Here is a 23426-nt window from a genome sequence, read left to right on the forward strand (position 1 = left end):
GGCCAGGGGCACGCCTCAGGCCCCGGCCCGCTCCGCCCCCGTAGCGAAGAACCGCCCCACGTACTCGCCGGCGGGCAACCCGCTCTCCCGCATGAGCGAGAAGACCTCGGCGCCCTCACCCGGCTCGCCGAACATCCGGTACGCCTCGGCGAAGTCGGCGTACTCGACGCCGTCGAGGTCGGCGCAGTACTCGTACGCCTCCAACTCCCCACGGCTGACGGCCTCGTCGAGCGAGGTGGCCCGCCACAGGGTCAACCGCTCCTCGTAGACGCCGAGTTGGCGGTGCCGGAACACACACCGGACGCCGTACCAGGACTGTTCGCTCACCTGTCGTCCCCCACTCGTCACGGTCGCACAATCGGTGAACCGCTAGCCGAACCAGCCCACTTGGACCACCACGATCCGCTCCCCACGCACATCCGTCAGATAGGTGAGCATGAGCAGGCCGCGGGTCTCAGTACGCACCCCGGGTCCGGGACCGGTATAGGCGGCACCCTCCAGAAAGACCATGGACTCGCGTACGGCGACCTCGTTGGCCAGCCGCTCCGTCTCGGCGTGTGTCGCATCCGGGAGTCCGTCCGGCAGTTCGTCCTGGAACAGCTTCCAGCGCCAGTCAGCCACCCGCGACCTCGCGGTGCGCCGTCCGTACGATCTCCCCGGCCTCACGGATGGCACGGTCGCGTACGGCGGGGTCGGCGCTGTTGATCGCCTGCTCGGCGGCGTGCAGTCTCCGGGTGGCGTTCGATCTCGACGATCACGCCCCACTCCCGGTAGAACATGCGGATCGGTACGACGCTGTCCTCGTCGCCGGCCCGTACGAACGCCTTCTGCACGTCCTCGAAGAACTCCGGGAGGCGGGAGGGGACGACGGTGGCCACGGCCTGCCGAAGTGCCGCGAGGGTGAGTTCGGGACGGGGGATCAACGGAGCGTTCCCCTCCGCGTACGGCATGGTCATCGGCCGCCCCTTCCGCTCACCGAGCGCCCTTGTGGCACGTGCCCACGCTAACGCCATTCCCGTCGCCCCCTCACGCCCACGAGCGGATTGCCCACGGCAGGGTCAGCCCCGAGCACCCACTCCGCGTACACGGTCTTGCCGACGGAACGGGGCTCCCACCCCCAGCGGTGGGACAGGGCTCCGACCAGGAGTAATCCCCGCCCGAACTGGTCCGTGTCGCCTGCCGGGCACGGGCTCGGCAAGCGTTCACCGCGCGGATCACTGACCTCGACGCGGAGGGTGACCCCGGTGACCGTGATCCGTACCCGGATCAGCCGGTCCCGCAGGCTGCCGTGCAGCAGGGCGTTGCTCATCAACTCCGATACGACGAGGGCGACATCACCGGCGAGGGCGGGATGCCCCCACTCGGTGACGAGCCTTGCGATGCGGCGGCGGGCGAGGGTGACGCTGCGGGCGAGGGGGGTGTAGTCGAGGCAGTCTTCGTGGGGAGCGGGCGGGGCTTCGGTCATGGGACACGCGCCTCTCTTTGTAGCGGGATGAGCACCGAAAGTAGCGACACCCACACCCTCAGCGCAATCTACTTGAGGAAGTTCTTCCTGAGAGGGTGAAACCCTTCGACTCGGTGACGCCGATGGGACACACTGTGACCGTGATGCGATCAACTCAGCCTCGACAGGGCCAGGTCTCAACTGTCTTGGCGCGCAGGCTCGGTGGAGAACTACTGCGCCTACGAGACGCCTCGGGCAAGACCCAGCAGCAGGCCGCCGAGTCCATCAACGCGACCGGCACCAAGATCGTGAAAATGGAACGCGGCTGGGTGCCGATGCGGGACCCGGACATTCGGGTGCTGTGCGAGTTCTATGGCGTGGAGGACAGCAAAGTCGTAGGCCGGCTAATGGAGTTGGCGAAGCTGGACCGCGAGCGACGCAAGGCCAAGGGATGGTGGCAGCACTCGCCGCACCCGGGCACGCTGTCCGAATACATCGCGCTGGAGGATGCCGCGAGCCGGGTTCGGACATGGCAACTCTCTCTGATCCCAGGGCTGTTCCAAACACCCGAATACGCCCGGTCGCTGGCAGTCAGCGAGGGAGTGGGCCCGTGGGAGGACCCTGACGAGATCGAGCGACTCGTCGAGATCCGGATGCGCCGCCAGGAGCGTTTGCGAGGAACCCATCCGCTTCAGGTGTACGCCGTCGTCTGGGAAGCAGCGCTACGGCAGTTGATCGGAGGCCCGGAGACGATGCGTGGCCAACTGCAGCATCTGCTTGAGCTAGCGAAGCTCCCGAACGTCCGGCTCCAGGTGCTCCCGTTCCGCGCGGGCGGACACCCGTGCATCACAGGGCCGTTCACCATCATCTCGTTCGCCGAGACCGAGGCGGTGGACGTGGTCCATGCCGACACCATCGCGTCTACCGTATGGGTGGAGAACGAAGCCGACAGCGCCGCCTACGCCGATTTCTTCGACCGCACGGCTCGGCTGAGCCTCGCCCAGCGTGACTCAGCCCAGCTCATCGACACCATCCGCCAGGAGATCTGACCCGTGCCCGAGTTCCACTTCGTGAAGTCCAGCTACAGCAACACCGCAGGCGAGTGCATAGAAGTAGCCCTCAACGTCTCCGAAAGCGTCGCTGTCCGCGACTCGAAGACTCCCGACGGCCCGGTACTCCGCCTGACTCCCACCACCTGGACCAAGTTCGCCGCGACGCTGCGCTGACCGAACCTGACGCCGCGCGACTTCCTCGCACTCGTCGACAGCCTCCGCAAGGAGATGTGACCATGCCCGAGTTCCACTTCGTGAAGGCCAGCTACAGCAGTGGAAACGGCGAGTGCCTCGAAGTCGCCCGCAACATCCCAGGCACCATAGCCATCCGCGACTCGAAGTCCCCCACCGGCCCGATACTCCACCTGACCCCCACCACCTGGACGAAGTTCACCGCGACCCTGCGCTGACCAACTAACTCCCGGACAGGTCAGCCGAGTTGGTCTCTACGACACACGCGACTCCCCCTCGCCCTCCCCCTCGCCCAGCCCCAGCCACCCAGCCACCTGACACAGCGCGACGAACGACACCCCCCGCCGCAACCCCGAAGACCCCGTGTACGCCCCACTCGCCCGTAGGTCGACCAGCACAGTCCCCGACCTCTCGTCGAAGGCGATCGAACCCCAGACCGTGCGTCTACGCCGCCCCGGCCTCCAGTGGAACCAGATCTCCTCACGCCCCTTCTCCGCCGTGACGGACGCGCGGTCCGACGCCTTCAGCTCCGTGCGCATCCGGTCCGACCAGCCCACCGAGGGTCGTAGCACGCGGAGTTGGCGGGTCTGGCGGGCGGCGAGGGCATCCGGGGTGAGGGTGATGCCCGACCTGCGCGCCCGGTGCCGTAGCGACAGCCATGCCACGGCGGCCCATACGACGCTCGCGGCGGCCCATGTCGCCGCCAGTTCGCCCGCCGTGCTCCAGGCGAGGCCGCCCCGGTCCCAGAGTTCGAAGCCGACCCTGATCACCACGGGTACGGCGACCGCGCACACCGCCTCCCGCCAGCACCCCGCCAACACCCTCACGCCCCGCACCCCGTTCCCTGGATCCCCCTGCCCCGCAAACGCCGCTGATCAAAAGTCAAAAACCTGTGAGGCGGCTGGCAGGACAGGTAGGCCCACATCACGAATCGGCCTCGGGGGCGGAGCCGTAGCGGCCGAAAAGCGCCCAACAGGCCTCGCAATTCCGGCAGATCGAGGGAATCTACGCCACCCGCCCCCACCTGCGGCTTTACCCATCGTGACGAACCCGTGATGCGATCACCTTCACAGCTCCAACTCATTTTCACCGCAGCCTCCGCACACCTAAGGTCACCCCCACGACGGGCCCTTGCTCTGGAGCGCAATGCCCAGGGGTCCGTTTCGAATGTGGGGACAAGAATGAGAAAGCTCGCCATCGGCGCCGCCCTGACCGGTGCCCTCGCCCTGACCGGTCTGGCCGCGCCGCTCGCGCAGGCCGCTACGCCGGCCCTGGTCTTCAGCGGGGTGACGGTCAACAAGGGGAAGGCGGTCGTCGTAGGGACGACCGCGACGGTGAAGGTGCCCGTCACGTACACGCTGACGCGGCCGTCCGACGTGACGATCGACTACAAGAAGACGTTCGCCGGGGTCATGCTCTACCGCGGCTCACTCGCGGCCTTCGACAACGAGATCGACGCCGACATGTCTCCGACCTGCACGACCACCGCGACGACGGACACCACCGTCACCGCGTCCTGCTCCGACACGATCACGATCGATCCCGGGGACAGCCTGTACGAGACGGCCGACGCGACCACCTGGAACGTCGCCGGCGTCTACGCCCACATCGACGCCGACCTGGACGACTCGGACGACCAGATCAGCTACTCCACCGACTTCGCCGCCTGGGGCAACAAGGGCAAGGTGAAGATCCAGCGCGCCGCCAAGCTCACCGCCAACGCCTCCCCGGAGCCGGTGAAGAAGGGGAAGACCATCACGGTCACCGGCAAGCTGACCCGGGCCGACTGGGAGCGCGGTACGTACACCGGTTACGTGTCGCAGCCCGCCAAGTTGCAGTTCCGGGCGAAGAGTTCGAGCACCTACACCACCGTCAAGACGGTCACCACGACCAAGGGCGGTGCCCTGACGACGACCGTGAAGGCCGCGCAGGACGGTTACTTCCGCTACGTCTTCGCCGGCACCTCCACCACCGGCGCGGCGACCGCCGCCGGTGACTTCATCGACGTGAAGTAGCAGACCCGGCGAGACGCCGGGCTACACCAGCACCTCCCCACCGCCCCCGCAGGTAACGAGTCTGTTGCCTCGGGGGCGGTGTCTATTGACGCCCCCTTCGCCCCGGGCTTACGTTCCTTCCACCCAATTGGAAACTTTCCTAACAGTGATCACGTGACACGCTGTGTGGTTCGGGAGTTCGAAAGGCAGGTGGCGTAAGACATGGCAGGAACCTCCGGTACCCCGGGCACCGGCACCCCGGGCACCCCCCGCGTCCTGCGCGCCATGAACGACCGTGCCGCCCTGGACCTCCTCCTGGAGCACGGCCCGCTCTCCCGCACCCGGATCGGCAAGCTCACCGGCCTCTCCAAGCCGACCGCCTCCCAGTTGCTGGCCCGGCTGGAGGCGGCGGGGCTCGTCCTCGCCACCGGGACGAGCGAGGGGCGGCCCGGCCCCAACGCCCAGCTGTACGTGGTCAATCCGGGTGCCGCGTACGCCGCCGGGCTCGACGTCACGCCGGAGCGCATCCGCGCCGCCGTCGCCGACGTCACCGGCCGGACGGTGGGGGAATTCGAGCTCGCCACTCCTGGTCGGCGGCCCTCCCAGCCCGTCGTACGGCAGGTCACCGACGCCCTCGACGGGGCCGTGAAGGCGGCCGGGCTCGCCCGGGACGACGTCCACCGGCTCGTCATCGGGACCCCCGGCGCCTTCGACCCGAACACCGGCCGGCTGCGCTACGCCTCGCACCTGCCGGGCTGGCACTCCCCTGCCCTCCTCGACGAACTCGCCGCCGCGCTGCCGATGCCGGTGGAGTACGAGAACGACGTCAACCTCGTCGCCATCGCCGAGCAGCGGCTCGGCGCGGCTCGCGGGCACGGCGACTTCGTGCTGCTGTGGAACGAGGGCGGTCTCGGCGCCGCCCTGGTCCTCGGCGGCCGGCTGCACCGCGGCTGGACCGGCGGCGCGGGCGAGGTCGGGTTCCTGCCGGTGCCGGGCGCGCCCCTGGTCCGCCAGGTGACCAAGGCCAACAGCGGTGGTTACCAGGCCCTGGCCGGTTCACAGGCCCTGCCCGGGCTCGCCCGCGAACTCGGCATCACCGAGATCCCGACGGGTCCCTACGCCGAGGTCGCCGCCGCCCTCGTCGCCACCGCCGCCGACCACACCACCGGTCCCCAGCGGCGGCTTCTGGAGATCTACGCGACCCACCTCGCGACCGGTCTCGCCTCGCTCGTCTCCGTACTTGACCCCGAACTCGTCGTCCTCAGCGGTGGCTCGCTGGCCGCGGGCGGCGAACCTCTCCGTGCCCTCGTCCAGGCCGAGTTGGAGGAGCTGGCGGCATCGCGGCCCCGGCTCGTCGTCGGCGACGTCCACGAACAGCCCGTGCTGCGCGGCGCGTTGGAGAGCGCGCTGGCAACGACTCGCGACGAGGTCTTCGACACCTCGCGCTGAGACCACGCCCCGACCGACCAACTCCGGCTTCCCCGAACCGACTTCGACCTACCCCCGGCTTCCTCCGGACCGACTCCGACCCACCCGCACCGCCCGCACCACCCGGCCCCTCCGGACCGACCCCGGGCACCCCCGCCCCACCTCGCCACCCCCGAACCAACTCCGACCCACCCGCACCACCCGGCCTCTCGGACCGACCCCGCACCGGCCCGCACCACCCACATCGCCCGCCCCACCCGGCGCCCCCGCAACCACCACATCACACCCCGCCCTGCCCTTGGGAGACCTCGTCATGCCCGGAATATCCCGGAAAGCGGTCATCGCGCTCGCCGCCTCCGCCTCCTTCGCCCTCCTCACCACCGCCTGTACCGGCCAGTCCTCGTCCGGCGCCTCCGACGACGCCTCGAAGGACGTCACCATCAACTTCTGGCACGCCTGGAGCGCCGCCTCGGAGCTGAGCGCCGTGAAGTCGCTGGTCGCCGGGTTCGAGAAGGCGCACCCCAACATCCACGTGAACGTCGTCGGCAACATGACCGACGACAAGATCAACCAGGCGCTGCGCACGGGGGGTGGCAAGTCGCCCGACGTGATCTCGTCGTTCACCACGAACAACGTCGGCAAGTTCTGTTCGTCGGGGGCCCTGGTCGATCTCAACCCCTTCTTCAAGAAGGCCGGCATCGACCCGGAGACGACGTTCCCCAAGGCGATGAACGAGTACACCCAGTTCGACGGAAACCGGTGCACCGCACCCCTGTTGGGCGACGCGTACGGGCTCTACTACAACAAGACGGAGTTCAAGAAGGCCGGCATCACCAACCCGCCCAAGACCTGGTCCGAATTCGAGGCCGACGCCAAGAAGTTGACGATCTCCAAGGGTGACTCGTACTCGCAGCTCGGGTTCATGCCGGACTACCACGGCTGGGAGACCACGACCGAGCACATCTTCGCGCAGTTCTCGCCGACGTACTTCGACAAGAGCGGAAAGTCGGCGCTCGCCACGGACCCCGCGTTCAAGGCCGGTTTCACGCTGCAGAAGAAGCTCGTCGACGAACTCGGCGGATTCAAGAAGCTGGAGAGCTACCGCTCCACGCTCGGTGACGAATGGGGCGACAAGCACCCCTTCCACACCGGCCAGGTCGCGATGCAACTCGACGGCGAGTGGCGGCTCGGGATGGCCACGGCCGCGAATCCCAAGCTGGACATCGGCGTCGCCCCGCTGCCCGTCCCGGACGACCAGGCCGCCCAGTACGGCAAGGGCTACATCACCGGCACGATCACCGGGATCGCCGCCAACAGCAAGAAGCAGAACGCCGCTTGGGAGTTCGTCAAGTACATCACCACGGACACGGACGCGGTGGTCGGCTTCTCCAACTCCATCCACAACGTGCCCTCCACCCTCGCGGCTCTCAAGTCCCCGAAGCTGAAGTACGACCCGCGCTTCAAGACCTTCCTGGACATCGCGTCGAACCAGTACTCGACGACAAGTCCCGCCTCCATCAACGGCGGTGTGTATCTGACGACGATCCAGAACCTCGGCTACGACTACGAGAGCGGCAAGGTGAAGGACCTCGACTCGGCCCTGAAGAGCACGGCCAAGCAGATCGACACCGACATCGCGCAGGCGAAGTAGTCCCGGAATGAGCACAGTCACCCTGGCGTCGAAGCGCCGTAAGTCGGCGCTTCGGACTCTCGCCTTCATGTCGCCCTGGCTGATCGGCTTCGCGGTCTTCTTCGCCTATCCGCTGATCTCGACGGTCTATTTCTCGTTCATGCACTACGACGGCTTCAAGCCGCCGACGTGGGTGGGGACGAAGAACTGGACGTACGTCTTCAAGAACTATCCGTACTTCTGGCCCGCGATGCGCAACACCCTGTGGCTGGTCGTGGTGATGGTCAGCCTCCGGGTCGTATTCGGCCTGGGCGTCGGGCTGTTGATCACCAAGATCAAGACGGCGACCGGCGTCTTCCGGACCCTCTTCTATCTGCCGTATCTGGCCCCGCCGGTCGCGGCGACGATGGCGTTCGCGTTCCTGCTCAACCCCGGTACGGGACCGGTGAATTCGATCCTGGAGAAGGTCGGCATCCCGGCCCCGGGCTGGTTCAACGACCCCACCTGGTCCAAGCCGGCCCTCACCCTGCTCGCCCTCTGGGGCATCGGCGACCTCATGGTCATCTTCATGGCCGCGCTGCTCGACGTACCCCAAGAGCAGTACGAGGCAGCCGAGTTGGACGGCGCGTCGGCCTGGCAGCGGTTCCGGTACGTCACGCTGCCGAACATCTCGCCGATCGTGATGTTCGCCGTCGTCACCGGCGTGATCCAGACCATGCAGTACTACACACAGCCCCTCATCGCCGGGAAGGTCGCGTCCGGTGTCATCCAGGGCGCGGGAACCCAGTTCGAGCCGGGCTACCCGGAGAAGTCCACGCTCACCCTTCCCCAGCTCGTCTACAACCTCGGCTTCCAGCGCTTCGACTACGGCTCGGCCTGCGTGGTGGCACTCGTCCTGTTCGCCCTGTCGATGGTGTTCACCGCGTTCCTGATGCGGCGCCGGGGCGGCCTCAATCTGGCAGGTGACTGACCATGGCCCAAGTACTCGACAAGCCCGTGGAGTTGAGGGCGCCGGTGACCCCCGCCGAGCGCACCGCCCGCCGCAAGGCGCTCATGGAGTGGATCGCCGTCCACTCGCTCGGCGTCGCCGCCGCGCTCTTCTTCACGCTCCCCTTCGTGTTCGTGTTCCTGACCTCGCTGATGAGCGACAGCCAGGCCCTGAGCCGCGACCTCATCCCGCACACCTGGGAGTGGGGCAACTACAAGAAGGTCTTCGACACCCCGGGCTTCCTCACCTGGTGGAAGAACACGCTGATCTACGCCGGTCTCGGCACCGTCCTGACCGTCGTGTCGTCGATCCCGGTGGCGTACGCGCTCGCCAAGTTCCGCTTCCGGGGCCGGAATCTGTCGCTGATGCTGGTCATCTCGATGATGATGCTGCCGCCGCAGGTCGTGATCATCCCCATGTACCTGTTCTGGGCCAAGCAGTTGGACCTCTCGGGCACGCTGTGGCCGCTGATCATCCCGATGGCGTTCGGGGACGCGTTCTCGATCTTCCTGCTGCGCCAGTTCCTGATGACCATCCCGAACGAGTACCTGGACGCGGCGAAGGTGGACGGCTGCGGCGAGTTCAAGACGCTCGTGCGGGTCGTCCTGCCGATGGCCAAGCCGGGGATCGCCGCTGTGGCGCTCTTCCAGTTCTTCTACGCCTGGAACGACTACTTCGGGCCGCAGATCTACGCGTCCGAGAACCCCGGTGCCTGGACGCTGAGTTACGGCCTGGAGTCGTTCAAGGGCGCGCACCACACCGACTGGAATCTCACCATGGCCGCGACCGTGCTGGTCATGGCCCCCGTGATCCTCGTGTTCTTCTTCGCGCAGAAGGCGTTCGTCGAGGGCGTCACGCTCACCGGAGTGAAGGGTTAACCACGCATGCTGTGCCTTCCCGGGGGACAACCCCCGGACCCCCGGCAGATGAAAAACGTCCCCGGCGCCCGGAAGCGAGGAGACCTCCAGTGAAACTCACCGTGGTCGGCGGAGGCTCGACCTACACACCCGAACTCATCGACGGCTTCGCCCGGTTGAGGGACACCCTGCCCGTCGAGGAACTCGTCCTCGTCGACCCGGCGCCCGAACGCCTGGAGCTGGTGGGCGGGTTGGCCCGCCGGATCTTCGCCAAGCAGGGGCATCCCGGCAAGATCGTGACGACGTTCGACCTGGACGCCGGTGTCGAGGGCGCCGACGCGGTGCTGCTGCAGCTCCGGGTCGGCGGTCAGGCGGCCCGCGAGCAGGACGAGACATGGCCGCTGGAGTGCGGCTGTGTCGGCCAGGAGACGACCGGCGCGGGCGGCCTCGCCAAGGCGCTGCGGACCGTACCGGTGGTCCTCGACATCGCGGAACGGGTCCGCCGGACGAACCCGGACGCCTGGATCATCGACTTCACCAACCCGGTGGGGATCGTCACCCGCGCCCTGCTCCAGGCCGGGCACAAGGCAGTTGGCCTGTGCAACGTGGCGATCGGCTTCCAGCGGAAGTTCGCCGGACTCCTCGGGGTCACCCCGACCGATGTGCACCTCGACCATGTGGGCCTCAACCACCTCACCTGGGAAACCGGTGTGCGGCTCGGCGGCCCCGAGGGCGAGAACGTGCTGCCCAAGCTGCTCGGCGAACACGGCGACGACATCGCCGCCGACCTGAGCCTGCCCCGGGTGCTGCTCGACCGGCTCGGCGTCGTCCCGTCGTACTACCTGCGCTACTTCTACGCGCACGACGAGGTCGTACGGGAACTGCGGACCAAGCCGTCGCGGGCCTCCCAAGTGGCGGAGATGGAACGTGAGTTGCTGAAGATGTACGCCGACCCGGCCCTCGACGAGAAGCCCGCGCTGCTCGCCAAGCGCGGCGGGGCCTACTACTCCGAGGCCGCCGTCGACCTGGCCGCCTCGCTGCTCGGCGGGGGCGGGAGTCCCTACCAGGTGGTGAACACGTACAACAAGGGGACGCTGCCGTTCCTGCCGGACGACGCGGTGATCGAGGTGCAGGCGGCCGTCGGCGCGAAGGGCCCGACTCCGCTTCCCGTGGCCGAAGTCGACCCGCTGTACGCGGGGTTGATGGCCAACGTGACGGCGTACGAGGACCTCGCCCTGGAGGCCGCGCTGCGCGGGGGCCGGGACCGGGTGTTCCGGGCGCTGCTCTCGCATCCCCTGATCGGCCAGCACGAGTACGCCGAAGCCCTGACCGACCAGCTGATCGCGCACAACTGGGAGCACCTCGCGTGGGCCTGACCGCAAGTGTCCTCGCCGTCGACGCGGGCAACAGCAAGACCGACGTCGCGGTCGTGGCGGCCGACGGGGAAGTCCTCGCCACGGCCCGCGGCGGCGGGTTCCGGCCGCCGGTCGTGGGCATCGAGACGGCCGTGGACAACGTCGCCGAAGCCGTCGCCCGCGCCTTCGCGGAGGCGGGGGTGAGCGCCGTCGGCCATGTGTCGGCCTGTCTCGCCAACGCCGACTTCCCCGTGGAGGAGGAGCAGTTGGCGACCGCCCTGCACGCGCGCGGGTGGGGCACGAGTGTGGAGGTGCGCAACGACACGTTCGCGATCCTGCGGGCGGGCATCCCGGAGCCGCGTGGTGTCGCCGTCGTGTGCGGGGCCGGCATCAACTGCGTCGGCATGCGGCCCGACGGCCGCACCGCCCGCTTCCCGGCGATCGGCCGTATCTCCGGTGACTGGGGCGGCGGTTGGGGCCTGGCGGAGGAGGCCCTGTGGCACGCGGCCCGCGCGGAGGACGGACGCGGCGGTCCTACGGCCCTGGCGCGTACGCTCCCGGCGTACTTCGGCCTGGACTCGATGTACGACCTCATCGAGGCGCTGCATCTGGAGCACGTCGCGCATCGCCGTCGGCACGAGTTGACGCCGGTGCTGTTCGCGACGGCGGTGGACGGCGACCCGGTGGCCCGCTCGATCGTGGACCGGATGGCGGAGGAGGTCGTGGCCATGGCGACGGTCGCGCTGACCCGCCTGGAGCTGCTCGACGAGGAGGCGCCGGTGCTGCTCGGCGGCAGCGTCCTCGCCGCCCGGCATCCCCAACTGGACGACCGTATAAGGGAGTTGCTGGCCGCCAGGGCGCCCAAGGCGGTGGCGACGGTCGTCACCGCGCGGCCGGTCCTCGGCGCCGTCCTGCTCGGTCTGGACCATGTGGGCGCCGCGGCCGAGGCGCATGCGCGGGCCAGGGCCCATTACGAGCACTGACACCCGGGAACCGAACAGATTCCCACGGCGTATTCATGGACAGGGGGGCGGTGCGGGGCGTTGTGTGGTGCCGGAAATCCGGTGACCGCGCTGCGATCCGATCAAGATCCAGTGAAGGCCGGTGCGGAATGTCAGTCCTGGCGGCGATACTTGCCGCGACGGGATGACCCTGGGGGAGGTCAGCAGTGACACAACCGCAGAAGAGCAGTACGGCGCCACCGGGCACCGCCGTGCCCACGATGCCGGCGCTGCCGCCGCAGCCGGGCCGGCCGGGGCCGCCCACGCCCCGGCGTGCGCCGGACGCCGCGCCCGCGCGCCGTACGGCGCTCGCCGAGGGCGTCGATCAGCTGCGCGCCGCGGCCACCACGGAGCCGGGGCGGCTGCGGGCCATCGGCGCGCTGCTGGCCGTGCTGGTGGTCGCGTTCGGCGCGGTCGCCGCCTGGCAGACCGACAGCCGCGCGACGGCGGCCGACGACGTGCTCCACCACAGCCAGCCGCTCAGCTCCGACGCGGCGGCCATCTACCGCTCGCTCGCCGACGCCGACACGATGGCGGCCAGCGGTTATCTGGCGGGTCTGCAGGAGCCCCCGGCGACCCGCGCACAGTACGAGAAGGACATAAAGACGGCCGCCGCGAAGCTCGTCACCGCCGCCGCCAACACCGACCCGGGCTCGTCGTCCGCGGCCATCATCACGGATCTCAACGAACTCCTGCCGCAGTACAAGGGGTTGGTGGAGTCGGCCCGCGCCAACAACCGACAGGGCTTCCCCGTGGGCGGCGCCTATCTGCGCGCCGCGAACGACACCATGCAGAACCAGATGCTCCCGAAGGCCCAGAAGCTCTACAAGAACGAGAACGCGCGGCTGAACGCCGACTACGGGAACGCGACGCCGTACCCGTGGTTCGCGATCGCCCTCGGGCTCCTCGCGCTCGGCGGCCTGGCCTGGGCCCAGCGGCGCAACTACCAGCGCACGAACCGGGTGCTGAACAGCGGCCTGGTCGCCGCCTCGGCCACCACCGCGGTCGTCCTGCTGTGGATGGTCGTCGGCCACACCGTCGCCCGCGCGGGCCTGAACGACTCCTTCGACCACGGAGTCAAGTCGCTCAACGTGCTGCACAACGCCCAGATCGCCTCCCTGAAGGCGCGCAGTGACGAGAACCTGATCCTGGTCAGCCGCGGCGCGGCGACGAAGACGCTCGCGAACGAAGAGGTCGTGGACGCCTACGACTGGGGGTACGACCAGGAGATCGCCGCGCTGGGCAGAGGCCTGGAACTGGCCGACTCGCTCGCCGACGACTCCGCGGGCCGCAAGCCCGTCGCGGTCGCCAACAGTTCCATGCAGGTGTGGAAGTCCCGCCACGACAAGGTCAGCGAAGCCAACAACGCGGGCGACTACCAGGCGGCGCGCAGCGGTGTCATCGGCGACGACAAGTCGACGGGCGAGTGCTTCACATCGGTGGACGACTCGCTGAACCTCGCGCTGAAGCACGAGACCGAAGAGTTCAAGCAGTCCGCCGGTGACGGCCTGGACGCGATGACCGGCCTCACCGCGGGCGCCGCGGTGCTCGCGCTGCTCGGAGCGGCCGGCGCCGTACTGGGCATCGGGCGCAGGCTGTCGGAGTACCGGTGAAAGGGGGCGTGACGATGCGGGCACGGAGTGACTTTTTTCGCCGCCTGGGCGCTGTACGACGTGTGCGGGCCGGTCTGCGGGGCTGGGGCGGGGTGGGCGCGATGGCGGTCGTCTGCGTCCTCGCGGTCGCCTTCGTCCTGCTGCTGCCGCTCACCCAGTCACGCGGGGAGGCCGGCGCGGACCTCGGCGGACAGCGCACGGCCCAGGGCGTCCAGGCCAAGGCCCCCAAGTGCGAGGAGAGCACGGTCCAGGACCAGAGCCCGCCCCCGTCGGACGCCGACGGCACCACGATCAACGCCATCAAGGAGCGCGGCTACCTGAACGTGGGCGTCGACCAGAACAGCTACCGGTGGGGCTATCTCAACCCGAACAGCTCCGGCGAGCTGGAGGGCTTCGACATCGACCTCGTGCACGCCATCGCCAAGAACATCTTCGGCAGCTCCTACAGCCCGAGCAAGGTGCATCTCCTGGCCATCCCGACCGACCAGCGCATCCCGGCGGTCCAGAAGAAGCGCGTCGACATGGTGGTCCGCACCATGACGATCACCTGCCTCCGGACCGATGACGTCGCCTTCTCCGCGCCGTACTTCGTCACCGGCCAGCAGGTCCTCGCCCCGAAGGTGTCGACGATCACGGGCTACAACAACACCCTCGCCCACAAGAGGGTCTGCTCGGCGGCGACCTCCACCGCGAACACGCGTCTGCACGCGGACAAGGGCCACAAGATCCCCGCCACTGTCGACATCCTGAAGCCCGTCCCGAACCAGCTCGACTGCCTGGTGGAGCTCCAACTCGGCCAGGCGGACGCGGTGGTGACCGACGGCGCGCTCGCCGCCAGCCAGGCCGCGCAGGACCCGACGGTGGAGCTGAAGGGCGCTCCCTTCACCACCGAGTACTACGGCGTGGCGATGAACAAGAGCGCCACCGACCTGGTGCAGCGGGTCAACCGAATACTGGAGACCTACCGCACCAGCACCGGCGCCGAGGGCTGGCACGCGTCCTACACGAAATGGCTGCTTCCCACCCTCGGCAAGGACTCGCCGTCCGCCGACCCGCCCACCCCGCACTACAAGTGACGGACCGTCAACAACGGAACGACACAACGGACTTCCGACAGACCACAACGCAGCGAGAGGTGATCGATGGGCGTCACGGGACCCCCCGGGCCGGTAATGGACCGGGACGAGGTGGACCGTGCGCTGGCGCGGCTCGGCGCGGAGCACGAGGCCATCGAGACCTCGCTCCTCGCCCTGCAGGACCACGCGGGCCGCAGACTCCTCGAAGGCGCCGAGCTGACCGGCACGACCAAGGAGCGCTGGGCGTCCACGGACGCGTCGATCACGCTGCTGTGGGCGTACTTCGACGCCTACACGGACGCGTTCCACGCCGCCCAGAGCATCCGCTCCCGGCGCCGCTGGTCCAGCCGTGAGGACCTGGTCGAGCTGACCGAGCTGCTGCGCGGCGAGTCCGTCACGGTCGCCGGATCCACCACGGCGACCGCCAACGCCCCGACGCTGACGGGCGGTTCGAGCAAGCTGAGCCACCAGTTCTCGCTGAGCGCGCTGGTCGACGAGATGAACGAGCTGTACGCGACCTCTCTCGACATGGTTGTCACGTCCGACGCGGTGTGGTCGGCGCTGCCCGCCCGGATCGATTTACTGGCCGCGGAGTTGCAGCGCACGCGGCAGCTCGCCCACTCCGTCGGCGTGCGCCCGGGCGAACACCCGGCGGGCGACGACCTGGAGCGCATCACCCACACCCTGACCGAGCTGCGCGAGCGGGTCATCTCCGACCCGCTGGCCTTCTGGGTGCGGGCGCAGGGCAGTTCGGCCCCCGGCGGCGGCCGCCCGGACACCACGGTCTACGACCGGGAGGCGCGCGCCCTGGAGGACGTGCGCCGCGAGATCGACGCCGTGCTCACCGTCCGGCAGGACGCGGAGGCGCGGCTGGTGAAGCTGCGGGACGTGCTGTCCCGCGCGGACCGCACCCTCTCCGAGGCGCGTACCGCACGCGGTGAGGTCCTCGCGAAGATCGCCGCCACGGAGGTGCCGGTCGTCAGCGGACCGCCGACCGTGCTGCAGGAGCAGCTGTCGACGGCCGCCGAGTACCGCAGACACGCCCAGTGGCACCGTCTGTCCCCGCTCCTGGAGTCCCTGGAGCAGAAGGCGGAGGACGAACTGCTGCGCGCCCGCGAGTCGTTGACCGCGGTCACCCAGCCGCTGGCGGTCCGCGCGGAGCTGCGCGGCCGCCTCGACGCGTACAAGGCGAAGGTCGCCCGGCACGGCCTCGCGGAGGACCCGCTCCTCATCGAGCGGTACGACGCGGCCCGCCGCATGCTGTGGAGCGCGCCCTGCGACCTGCGCGTCGCCGAACAGGCGGTGCTGCGCTACCAGCACGCGGCGGCCGAGCAGTTCAACGCTCCGCGGACACAGCCGCAGGGCGGTCCCGAGGACCAGAGGGGGCCGGGCGCGTGAGTGACGAGGGAGAAGCGGGGTCGGTCATGAGCGAGACACAGCAGAAGTGTCAACGGCCGGGCTGCGAGGGGTCGTACGAGGACGTCGGCGGCGGCGAGCTGTACTGCGACACGTGCGGTCTGGCGCCGGTGGTGTCGGCGAAGGGCGCGATCAGCTCGCCGCCCACCGGGATGACCAGCGGCAAGGGCTCGCGGGGCACGGGGAGCGGCAGTTCCCGTACCAGCAGCCGCAGTTCGCGTACGTCGTCGCAGTCGTCGAAGTCCCGGCGCTCGGTGTCGGGGCGGCTCTCGCGCTCGGAGTCGGGCCGGGCCTCCAGCCGTTCGGTGTCGGTGCGCAGCTCCGGTTCGTCGTCGGGGACCTCCAGCCGAGGCCGGCTCGGCGTCGGCCTGGTGCAGGTGCCGGGGGTGCCGCGGCCCGACCCGCGCGAGATGGTCCTGGAGAACCCGGAGGTGCCCGAGCGGAAGCGGTTCTGCTCGCGCTCGGACTGCGGTGCTCCGGTGGGCCGGGCCCGCGGCGACAGCCCGGGGCGCACGGAGGGTTTCTGCACCAAGTGCGGCAACCCGTACTCGTTCACGCCCAAGCTGGAAGCCGGCGACATCGTGCACGGCCAGTACGAGGTCGTGGGCTGTCTCGCGCACGGCGGCCTGGGCTGGGTCTATCTCGCCGTGGACCGCGCGGTCTCCGACCGCTGGGTGGTCCTCAAGGGCCTCCTCGACACCGGCGACCAGGACGCGATGGAGGCCGCGATCTCCGAGCGGCGCTTCCTCGCCGAGATCGAGCACGCCAACATCGTGCGGATCTACAACTTCGTGGAGCACCTGGACCAGCGGACGGGTTCGCTGGACGGGTACATCGTCATGGAGTACGTCGGCGGCAAGTCCCTCAAGGAGATCGCCAACGACCGCCGTACGGAAGGCGGGAAGCGCGATCCGCTGCCGGTGGAGCAGGCCTGCGCGTACGGCATCGAGGCCCTGGAGGCGCTCGGCCACCTGCACAGCCGCAACCTCCTCTACTGCGACTTCAAGGTCGACAACGCGATCCAGACCGAGGACCAGCTCAAGCTGATCGACATGGGCGCGGTGCGCAGGATGGACGACGACGAGTCGGCCATCTACGGCACGGTGGGCTATCAGGCGCCGGAGGTCGCGGAGGTCGGCCCGTCGGTGGCGAGCGATCTGTACACGGTCGCCCGCACGCTCGCGGTGATGACCTTCGACTTCCAGGGCTACACGAACGTCTTCGTGGACTCCCTGCCCGACCCGGACAACATCGAGGTCTTCCGCCGCTACGAGTCGTTCTACCGGCTCCTGGTCCGCGCCACCGACCCGGACCCGGCCCGCCGGTTCGCCTCCGCGCAGGAGATGGCCGAGCAGCTGACGGGCGTGCTGCGCGAGGTCGTCTCGCTGCAGACCGGGCGGGCCCGCCCGTCGCTGTCCACCCTGTTCGGGCCCGAACTCAAGGTCACGGACACGGAGTTGTTCCCGACGCTGGACGGGGACGTGTCCCTGCTGGGCGCGAGAGCGGTGCAACCGCCGAAGCGGACCCCAAGTGGCCGCTCCGGCACAGCACTTGCCGAACGCCCCAACGGCGGCCCGGTGTTGACCGCGCTCAACGGCAGCGCGCCGAGCACCGTCAAGGAGGTCGACTCCCCCGCCGTGGCGCTCGCGCTGCCCGTTCCGCACGTCGACGCGACCGACCCCAACGCGGGTTTCCTGGCAGGCCTGATGGCGACCGCGGCGACCGAACTGCTCGGGGCGCTCGCCTCGGCGCCCTCGCCGTCCGTGGAGACCCGGCTGCGGCAGATCAGAGCCTGGCTGGAGAACGGCGACTCGTACACCGCGCTGGACGCCCTGGCGAAGCTGGAGGACGAGCGGCCCGACGACTGGCGGGTGGTCTGGTACACGGGCGTGGCCGCGCTGGCGACCCGTGACTACGAAGCCGCCGCGCTGTCCTTCGACGCGATCTACGACGCCTTCCCGGGCGAGCCCGCGCCGAAGCTGGCGCTCGGCCTGTGCGCCGAGGTGCTGGGGCAGCTGGACAACGCGGCCGAGTACTACCGGCTGGTGTGGTCGACCGACCCGAGCTATGTGAGCGCGGCCTTCGGCCTGGCCCGCGTCCAGTTCGCGACCGGCGACCGGCAGGGCGCTGTACGGACGCTGGAGTCGGTGCCCGAGGCGTCGATCCACTACACGGCCGCGCGGGTGGCCGCCGTACGGGCGCGGCTTCGGGAGCGGGCCGCGACGGCGGACGACACGCCGTTCCTGGACGATCTGACCGCGGCCGCCGGACAGGTGGAAGCGCTGGAGGGATACGGTCTGGACGCCGTCCGGCGCGAGCGGTTGTCGGCCGAGGTCCTCGGCCGCGCCCTCGACTGGATACTCTCCGGAGGCCAGGGTTCCGTACCGCTCACGCGGCGGGAGCTGCTCGGCAGCGAACTGGACGAGCGGGGACTCCGCTTCGGCCTGGAGCGTTCGTACCGCACGCTGGCCCGGCTGGCACGGGACGGCGAGGAGAGGATCGACCTGGTGGAACGAGCCAACCGTTACCGCCCCCGGACGTGGGTGTAGTTGATGTCGCAGATGCCCCAGCTCTCCGCCTGCCCGAGCTGCGAAGAGCCCCTGGAGTCCGGTGACCGCTTCTGCGGCGCGTGCGGATACGACCTGTCCGCCGTGCCCGCGCCGCCGGACGACCACCCGACGCTCACCATGAACGGCGCGGTGCCGCTCCCGCCCGAGGAGGCCGCGGACGTGGACTGGCCCGTCGTGCCCCAGCCGGAGAACTCCGAGACCCCGGCGACGGTCCATCTGCCGACGGACCTGCCCGGCACCGACTCGGGTGGCATCCCCCTGCCGTCCAACGCCCCGCTGCCGCCCACCGGTTCGCCGGTCTCCCCGGCCACGGGCGTACGGTTCGACCGGCCGCCGGAGCCCGACGAGTACCCCCTGCAGGCGCCGGACCCGCGGGTCGCCGCCGATCCGCCGACCGCGGGCGGGGGCGTCAAGGTGTGCGTGGCCTGCCGCTCGGGCCGGGTGGACCCGGACGGCTACTGCGAGAACTGCGGGCATGCCCAGCCCCGCGAACGCGACCACATGGAGCAGGAGTTGGGCCCGCTCGCGGCGGTCAGCGACCGCGGGCTGCGCCACCACCGCAACGAGGACGCCTTCGCCGTAGGACAGTGTGTGCTGCCGGACGGGGCGCCCGCGCTGGTCGCGGTGGTGTGCGACGGGGTGTCCTCGGCGACGCGGCCCGACGCGGCCTCGCTGGCCGCGTCGCGGCAGGCGGGCGAGTCGCTGCTGGCCGCGCTGCCGCAGGGCACGCACCCGCAGCAGGCGATGCACGAGGCGATCATCGCGGCCTCGCACGCGGTCAACTCCCTTGCCCAGGAGCCCGCCACGGCCCGCGAGCACGCCCCGCACCAGAACGCGCCGGCCTGCACGCTGGTCGGTTCGATCGTCACCCCGACCCTCCTGGTCGTCGGCTGGGTCGGCGACAGCCGCGCCTACTGGATCCCGGTGGACCGCAGTTCACCGCCGGCCCGGCTCACCGAGGACGACTCGTGGGCGGCGCAGATGGTCGCCGCGGGCCTGATGAGCGAGGCGGAGGCCTACGCCGACGAGCGCGCCCACGCGATCACCGGCTGGCTCGGCGCGGACGCGTACGAACTGGAGCCGCACACCGCCTCGTTCAAGCCGGACCGCCCCGGTGTGGTGGTGGTCTGCACGGACGGACTGTGGAACTACGCGGAGTCCGCCGAGGAGATGGCCGAGATCGTCCCCGCCGACGCGGCGGTCCGTCCGCTGCACAGCGCCCAGGTGTTGGTCGGCCACGCGCTGGACGGCGGGGGCCACGACAACGTAACAGTGGCCGTCGTGCCGTTCCCCGCCCCGCCGCAAGGGGCAGTAATCGGCTGAGGCCGTACAAACGGGGGCGGCCTCGGACCGGTGGGGACCGGTCCGCATATAGTCATCGCCCCATCCAGGTGGGGCACTTGAGGGGGATCAGAGCAGGCATGGCCAATTTCTCGAAGTCGAACGTGCCACAGTTCTCGGTCGACGTGTACCAGAACGAGTACCTGCCGGAGGGCGGGCGTGAGGTCAACGCGATCGTCACGGTGACCTCGACCGGCGGCGGCACCATCGGGAGCCCGGTCGCGGCGCCCCACCTGTACTCGGCCGGGCAGGGCCCGGACGCGGCCGTGGCGATCATGGTCGACTGCTCGGGGTCGATGGACTACCCGCCGACCAAGATGCGCAACGCCCGGGACGCCACGGCCGCCGCGATCGACACCCTGCGCGACGGGGTGCACTTCGCGGTGATCGGCGGCACGCATGTCGCCAAGGAGGTCTATCCGGGCGGCGGGGCGCTCGCGGTCGCCGACGCCCGGACCCGCGACCAGGCCAAGCAGGCGCTGCGCAAGCTGAGCGCGGGCGGCGGTACGGCGATCGGCACCTGGCTGCGCCTCGCCGACCGGCTGCTGTCGTCGGCGGACGTCTCCATACGCCACGGCATCCTGCTGACCGACGGCCGCAACGAGCACGAGGCGCCGGAGGACCTGAAGGCCGCCCTCGGCTCCTGCGCCGGACGTTTCACCTGTGACGCGCGGGGCGTGGGCACCGACTGGGAAGTGAAAGAAGTCACAGGGATCGCCTCCGCGCTGCTCGGCACCGCCGACATCGTCGCCGACCCGGCCCACCTCGCCACCGACTTCACGAAGATGATGGAGACGGCGATGGGCAAGGAGGTCGCGGACGTCGCGCTGCGGCTGTGGACGCCGGTGGGCACGGCCATCAAATTCGTCAAGCAAGTCGCGCCCAGGGTCGAGGAGTTGACCGACCGCCGCACCGAGGCGGGCCCCCGCGCCGGGGACTACCCCACCGGTTCCTGGGGAGACGAGTCCCGTGACTACCACGTGTGCGTCGAGGTCCCCGAGGCCGGCATCGGCCAGGAGATGCTCGCCGCCCGGGTCTCCCTGGTCGTCCCCCAGCCCGACGGAAGCACCCAGAACCTCGGCGCCCAGGGCCTGGTGAAGGCCGTGTGGACCGACGACATGGTGGCCTCCACGTCCATCAACCCCCAGGTCGCGCACTACACCGGACAGGCCGAACTGGCACAAGTCATCCAACAAGGGCTCGATCTCCGCAAATCGGGAGATGTCGACGGAGCAACGGCCAAACTGGGACGGGCCGTTCAGCTCGCCAGCGTCTCCGGAAACGCGGATACTGCGAAACTGCTTGCGAAGGTGGTGGACGTGGTCGATGCCGCGACGGGTACTGTGCGACTGAAGGCGAAGGTCGCGGAGGCCGACGAGATGACTCTCGAGACACGGTCCACAAAGACTGTTCGTGTAAAGAAGTGACCTAGCCAGCACGACTCCGTGAGACCCAGAACGACCCTGTGCGAAAGGGGGACGCGCCGACATGCCGACCTGCCCGAACGGACACCAGTCGGGTTCCGACGACTGGTGCGAGGTCTGCGGTCACCGCATGGCCGGTGCCGTGCCCCCGCCCCCTCCCCCGCCCCCCGGCGGCGGCTACGGCTTCCCGCCGCCCGCGCCCGGCCGCGGCCCGGCCGCCGAGGCGGAACTCTGCCCGCAGTGCCGCACGCCCCGCGAGGGCGGTGCGCCGTTCTGCGAGGAGTGCCGATGGAACTTCCTCACGAACACGGCGACCTCGTACACCCCGGCCGCCCCGCGCCCCTCGACCCCGGGCCCCGGCCCCGGCCCGAGCCCGGCGTCCCGCTTCCAGCAACAGCCTCCGCCGCCCGGTCCTGGCCCCGGTCAGTCGTACGGCGGTGACCCCTACGAGTACCAGGGCTCGCGGCCCTCGCAGATGAACCGGCCCGCGGAGCCCATACCCCCGTTCGGCAGCGAGCCGACGGGGCGGCCTGGTGCGCCTGGGGGTCCCGGCGGACCTGGTGGTCAGGGCGGACCCGGCGGACCTGGTGGACCGAACGGTCCCGGTGGTTTCGGTGGCGAACGGCAGGGCGGACCCGGCCCGCAGGGCTTCGGCGGCGAACGCCAAGGCGGACCCGGTGGCCAGGGCGGACCTGGTGGACCTGGCGGGCCTGGTGCCCCCGGTGGCCAGGGCTCGCAGGGCTTCGGCAATGAGCGGCAGGGTGGCCCCGGCGGTCCTGGCAGTCCCGGCGCGCAGGGCTTCGGCGGTGAGCGCCCGGGCGGCGGTCCCGGTGGTCAGGGTGGACCTGGTGGTCCCGGTGGCCAGGGCTCGCAAGGCTTTGGCGGCGAGCGGCAGGGCGGCCCTGGTGGCCCCGGCTCGCAAGGTTTCGGCAATGAGCGGCAAGGTGGCCCCGGCGGCGGCCCTGGCGGCCCCGGCGGCGCGCAGGGCTTCGGTGGTGAGCGTCAGGGTGGCGGTCCCGCGCCCTTCGGCAACAACGACCCGTCCGGTCCGCCGCGCCCCTTCGGCAACGACCCCTCCGGCCCGCCCCCTCCCCCGCCCTTCGGCAACGAGGCGTCCGGCCGTCCCGGCCCGTTCGGCAATGAGCAACCCCCGGGTCCCGGCGGCCAGTTCGGCAACGAGCGCCCCCGCCAGGGTGACTTCGGCGGCGGCCGCCCCGGCACCCTCGGCGGCGAGCGGCAGGGTCCGCCCGGACCGTTCGGCAACGAACCCTCGAACCCGCAGGGTCCCTCCAACTTCGGCCCCGACCCGTCGCGGCCGGTCCCGCCGCCGCCCGGACCGACCCCGCCCGCGGGTCCCGGTGGGACGAGCGGCGCCCCGCAGGCCTTCCAGCAGTCCGCTCCGCCGGCCCCGCCCGGGTTCCCGCAGGAGACGAACCGTCCTCAGCAGGGCGGCCCGTCCTTCGGCGGCGGTGACGACGACTGGGTGATCTCCCCGCCGACCCCCGGCTCCCCGGGCGGACCCGGTGGGCCCGGTCAGGGTGGCGGTGGCTACGGCTATCCGCAGCCCGGTTCGACCCAGGCACCGCCTCCGCCGCGTCCGGCGTACCAGCAGCAGCCGACGACGTGGATGGCGACGATCGGGCCGGACCGCGAGTACTTCATGGCGATGATGCAGCGTTCGGGGCCGGAGGCCGCGGGGCTCAATCTGCCCGCGTACTCGCCCGAGCAGCAGCGTCAGCTCACCGGCAACCAGATCACCATCGGCCGTCGACGGCACTCCACCGGCGAGTCTCCCGACATCGATCTGTCGGTGCCGCCTGAGGATCCGGGTGTCTCGCATCAGCATGCGGTGCTGGTGCAGCAGCCGGACGGGAGTTGGGCCGTCGTCGATCAGAACTCGACGAACGGTACGACCGTCAATGGTGGCGAGGAGCCTATTCAGCCGTTTGTGCCGGTGCCGTTGCAGGACGGGGATCGGGTGCATGTGGGGGCTTGGACGACGATCACTGTGCGGCGGGGTTAATTAAAGGTCCCGCAGCGTCGTT

Annotated in this window: 22 protein-coding genes; 17 read left to right on the top strand and 5 right to left on the bottom strand. The window is 70.1% G+C overall.

Annotated elements, in window-relative coordinates; all coding sequences use genetic code 11:
• Positions 1 to 15 precede the first annotated feature (15 nt).
• From ACGFY9_RS19685 to ACGFY9_RS19700, 4 genes are read right to left on the bottom strand one after another with little or no spacing between them, the layout of a single operon-like run.
• On the bottom strand, positions 16 to 327 hold the full coding sequence (locus tag ACGFY9_RS19685) for a hypothetical protein (protein ID WP_393755670.1): 312 nt from the start codon (positions 325 to 327) through the stop codon (positions 16 to 18).
• A gap of 42 nt (positions 328 to 369) precedes the next feature.
• Entirely contained in the window at positions 370 to 621 is a 252-nt protein-coding gene (locus ACGFY9_RS19690; RefSeq protein WP_393755672.1) for a hypothetical protein, read from the bottom strand.
• 41 nt (positions 622 to 662) lie between these two features.
• Positions 663 to 956: a hypothetical protein gene (locus ACGFY9_RS19695; RefSeq protein ID WP_393755674.1), complete on the bottom strand. Its 294-nt coding sequence runs from the start codon at positions 954 to 956 to the stop codon at positions 663 to 665.
• A gap of 47 nt (positions 957 to 1003) precedes the next feature.
• A complete protein-coding gene (locus tag ACGFY9_RS19700) occupies positions 1004 to 1465 on the bottom strand; it encodes an ATP-binding protein (RefSeq protein WP_393755676.1) in 462 nt (153 codons plus the stop codon).
• 143 nt (positions 1466 to 1608) lie between these two features.
• Here ACGFY9_RS19700 and ACGFY9_RS19705 point away from each other — a divergent pair, with 143 nt between their 5' ends.
• The 3 genes from ACGFY9_RS19705 (at position 1609) to ACGFY9_RS19715 (ending at position 2906) form a co-directional block, all read left to right on the top strand.
• On the top strand, positions 1609 to 2493 hold the full coding sequence (locus ACGFY9_RS19705; RefSeq protein WP_393755969.1) for a helix-turn-helix domain-containing protein: 885 nt from the start codon (positions 1609 to 1611) through the stop codon (positions 2491 to 2493).
• A 3-nt stretch (positions 2494 to 2496) separates the two neighbouring features.
• Entirely contained in the window at positions 2497 to 2670 is a 174-nt protein-coding gene (locus tag ACGFY9_RS19710; RefSeq protein ID WP_393755678.1) for a DUF397 domain-containing protein, read from the top strand.
• A 62-nt stretch (positions 2671 to 2732) separates the two neighbouring features.
• On the top strand, positions 2733 to 2906 hold the full coding sequence (locus ACGFY9_RS19715; RefSeq protein WP_393755680.1) for a DUF397 domain-containing protein: 174 nt from the start codon (positions 2733 to 2735) through the stop codon (positions 2904 to 2906).
• A gap of 36 nt (positions 2907 to 2942) precedes the next feature.
• On the opposite strand, the gene ACGFY9_RS19720 is transcribed toward ACGFY9_RS19715, so the two are convergent.
• Complete coding sequence (locus ACGFY9_RS19720; protein ID WP_393755681.1) at positions 2943 to 3515, bottom strand: hypothetical protein; 573 nt, start codon at positions 3513 to 3515, stop codon at positions 2943 to 2945.
• A 354-nt stretch (positions 3516 to 3869) separates the two neighbouring features.
• Here ACGFY9_RS19720 and ACGFY9_RS19725 point away from each other — a divergent pair, with 354 nt between their 5' ends.
• From ACGFY9_RS19725 to ACGFY9_RS19790, 14 genes are all read left to right on the top strand, one after another.
• On the top strand, positions 3870 to 4703 hold the full coding sequence (locus ACGFY9_RS19725) for a hypothetical protein (RefSeq protein WP_393755683.1): 834 nt from the start codon (positions 3870 to 3872) through the stop codon (positions 4701 to 4703).
• Between the two features lie 201 nt (positions 4704 to 4904).
• The gene (locus tag ACGFY9_RS19730; protein ID WP_393755685.1) at positions 4905 to 6131 is read left to right on the top strand and encodes an ROK family transcriptional regulator; all 1227 of its coding nucleotides are present in this window, start codon (positions 4905 to 4907) and stop codon (positions 6129 to 6131) included.
• Between the two features lie 292 nt (positions 6132 to 6423).
• Positions 6424 to 7761, top strand: a complete 1338-nt coding sequence (locus ACGFY9_RS19735; protein ID WP_393755687.1) for an ABC transporter substrate-binding protein — start codon at positions 6424 to 6426, stop codon at positions 7759 to 7761.
• 7 nt (positions 7762 to 7768) lie between these two features.
• Positions 7769 to 8710 carry a sugar ABC transporter permease gene (locus tag ACGFY9_RS19740; protein WP_317882743.1) on the top strand — a complete coding sequence of 314 codons (942 nt, stop codon included), beginning with the start codon at positions 7769 to 7771 and terminating at the stop codon, positions 8708 to 8710.
• Between the two features lie 2 nt (positions 8711 to 8712).
• A complete protein-coding gene (locus tag ACGFY9_RS19745; RefSeq protein WP_019065213.1) occupies positions 8713 to 9606 on the top strand; it encodes a carbohydrate ABC transporter permease in 894 nt (297 codons plus the stop codon).
• A gap of 89 nt (positions 9607 to 9695) precedes the next feature.
• Positions 9696 to 10961: a 6-phospho-beta-glucosidase gene (locus ACGFY9_RS19750; protein ID WP_393755690.1), complete on the top strand. Its 1266-nt coding sequence runs from the start codon at positions 9696 to 9698 to the stop codon at positions 10959 to 10961.
• The gene (locus ACGFY9_RS19755; RefSeq protein WP_393755691.1) at positions 10952 to 11923 is read left to right on the top strand and encodes an N-acetylglucosamine kinase; all 972 of its coding nucleotides are present in this window, start codon (positions 10952 to 10954) and stop codon (positions 11921 to 11923) included. Before ACGFY9_RS19750 ends, ACGFY9_RS19755 begins: the two co-directional genes overlap by 10 nt.
• Before the next feature lie 185 nt (positions 11924 to 12108).
• Positions 12109 to 13554, top strand: coding sequence for a hypothetical protein (locus ACGFY9_RS19760; protein WP_393755692.1), 1446 nt, complete (start codon positions 12109 to 12111; stop codon positions 13552 to 13554).
• A 14-nt stretch (positions 13555 to 13568) separates the two neighbouring features.
• A complete protein-coding gene (locus ACGFY9_RS19765; protein ID WP_393755694.1) occupies positions 13569 to 14630 on the top strand; it encodes a glutamate ABC transporter substrate-binding protein in 1062 nt (353 codons plus the stop codon).
• 66 nt (positions 14631 to 14696) lie between these two features.
• Positions 14697 to 16028 (top strand): hypothetical protein, encoded by a 1332-nt coding sequence (locus ACGFY9_RS19770; RefSeq protein WP_393755696.1) that lies wholly within the window; start codon positions 14697 to 14699, stop codon positions 16026 to 16028.
• A gap of 26 nt (positions 16029 to 16054) precedes the next feature.
• Positions 16055 to 18595 carry a tetratricopeptide repeat protein gene (locus ACGFY9_RS19775; protein WP_393755698.1) on the top strand — a complete coding sequence of 847 codons (2541 nt, stop codon included), beginning with the start codon at positions 16055 to 16057 and terminating at the stop codon, positions 18593 to 18595.
• Positions 18596 to 19939, top strand: coding sequence for a protein phosphatase 2C domain-containing protein (locus ACGFY9_RS19780; protein WP_393755699.1), 1344 nt, complete (start codon positions 18596 to 18598; stop codon positions 19937 to 19939).
• Positions 19940 to 20037: 98 nt separating this feature from the next.
• Positions 20038 to 21384: a VWA domain-containing protein gene (locus tag ACGFY9_RS19785; RefSeq protein ID WP_393755701.1), complete on the top strand. Its 1347-nt coding sequence runs from the start codon at positions 20038 to 20040 to the stop codon at positions 21382 to 21384.
• Between the two features lie 61 nt (positions 21385 to 21445).
• Complete coding sequence (locus ACGFY9_RS19790; protein WP_393755702.1) at positions 21446 to 23404, top strand: FHA domain-containing protein; 1959 nt, start codon at positions 21446 to 21448, stop codon at positions 23402 to 23404.
• Positions 23405 to 23426 lie beyond the last annotated feature (22 nt).

Origin of the sequence: Streptomyces sp. NPDC048504, assembly GCF_043200035.1 — a bacterium.
In the GTDB taxonomy this organism is placed as follows: Bacteria; Actinomycetota; Actinomycetes; order Streptomycetales; family Streptomycetaceae; genus Streptomyces.

Bases quoted from the DNA above. Each gene is read 5' to 3' on its own strand.
- ACGFY9_RS19695 (WP_393755674.1), bottom strand. From the start codon at position 956: ATGACCATGCCGTACGCGGAGGGGAACGCTCCGTTGATCCCCCGTCCC.
- ACGFY9_RS19700 (WP_393755676.1), bottom strand. From the start codon at position 1,465: ATGACCGAAGCCCCGCCCGCTCCCCACGAAGACTGCCTCGACTACACC.
- ACGFY9_RS19705 (WP_393755969.1), top strand. From the start codon at position 1,609: ATGCGATCAACTCAGCCTCGACAGGGCCAGGTCTCAACTGTCTTGGCG.
- ACGFY9_RS19715 (WP_393755680.1), top strand. From the start codon at position 2,733: ATGCCCGAGTTCCACTTCGTGAAGGCCAGCTACAGCAGTGGAAACGGC.
- ACGFY9_RS19725 (WP_393755683.1), top strand. From the start codon at position 3,870: ATGAGAAAGCTCGCCATCGGCGCCGCCCTGACCGGTGCCCTCGCCCTG.
- ACGFY9_RS19730 (WP_393755685.1), top strand. From the start codon at position 4,905: ATGGCAGGAACCTCCGGTACCCCGGGCACCGGCACCCCGGGCACCCCC.
- ACGFY9_RS19735 (WP_393755687.1), top strand. From the start codon at position 6,424: ATGCCCGGAATATCCCGGAAAGCGGTCATCGCGCTCGCCGCCTCCGCC.
- ACGFY9_RS19740 (WP_317882743.1), top strand. From the start codon at position 7,769: ATGAGCACAGTCACCCTGGCGTCGAAGCGCCGTAAGTCGGCGCTTCGG.
- ACGFY9_RS19745 (WP_019065213.1), top strand. From the start codon at position 8,713: ATGGCCCAAGTACTCGACAAGCCCGTGGAGTTGAGGGCGCCGGTGACC.
- ACGFY9_RS19765 (WP_393755694.1), top strand. From the start codon at position 13,569: ATGCGGGCACGGAGTGACTTTTTTCGCCGCCTGGGCGCTGTACGACGT.
- ACGFY9_RS19770 (WP_393755696.1), top strand. From the start codon at position 14,697: ATGGGCGTCACGGGACCCCCCGGGCCGGTAATGGACCGGGACGAGGTG.
- ACGFY9_RS19775 (WP_393755698.1), top strand. From the start codon at position 16,055: ATGAGCGAGACACAGCAGAAGTGTCAACGGCCGGGCTGCGAGGGGTCG.
- ACGFY9_RS19785 (WP_393755701.1), top strand. From the start codon at position 20,038: ATGGCCAATTTCTCGAAGTCGAACGTGCCACAGTTCTCGGTCGACGTG.
- ACGFY9_RS19790 (WP_393755702.1), top strand. From the start codon at position 21,446: ATGCCGACCTGCCCGAACGGACACCAGTCGGGTTCCGACGACTGGTGC.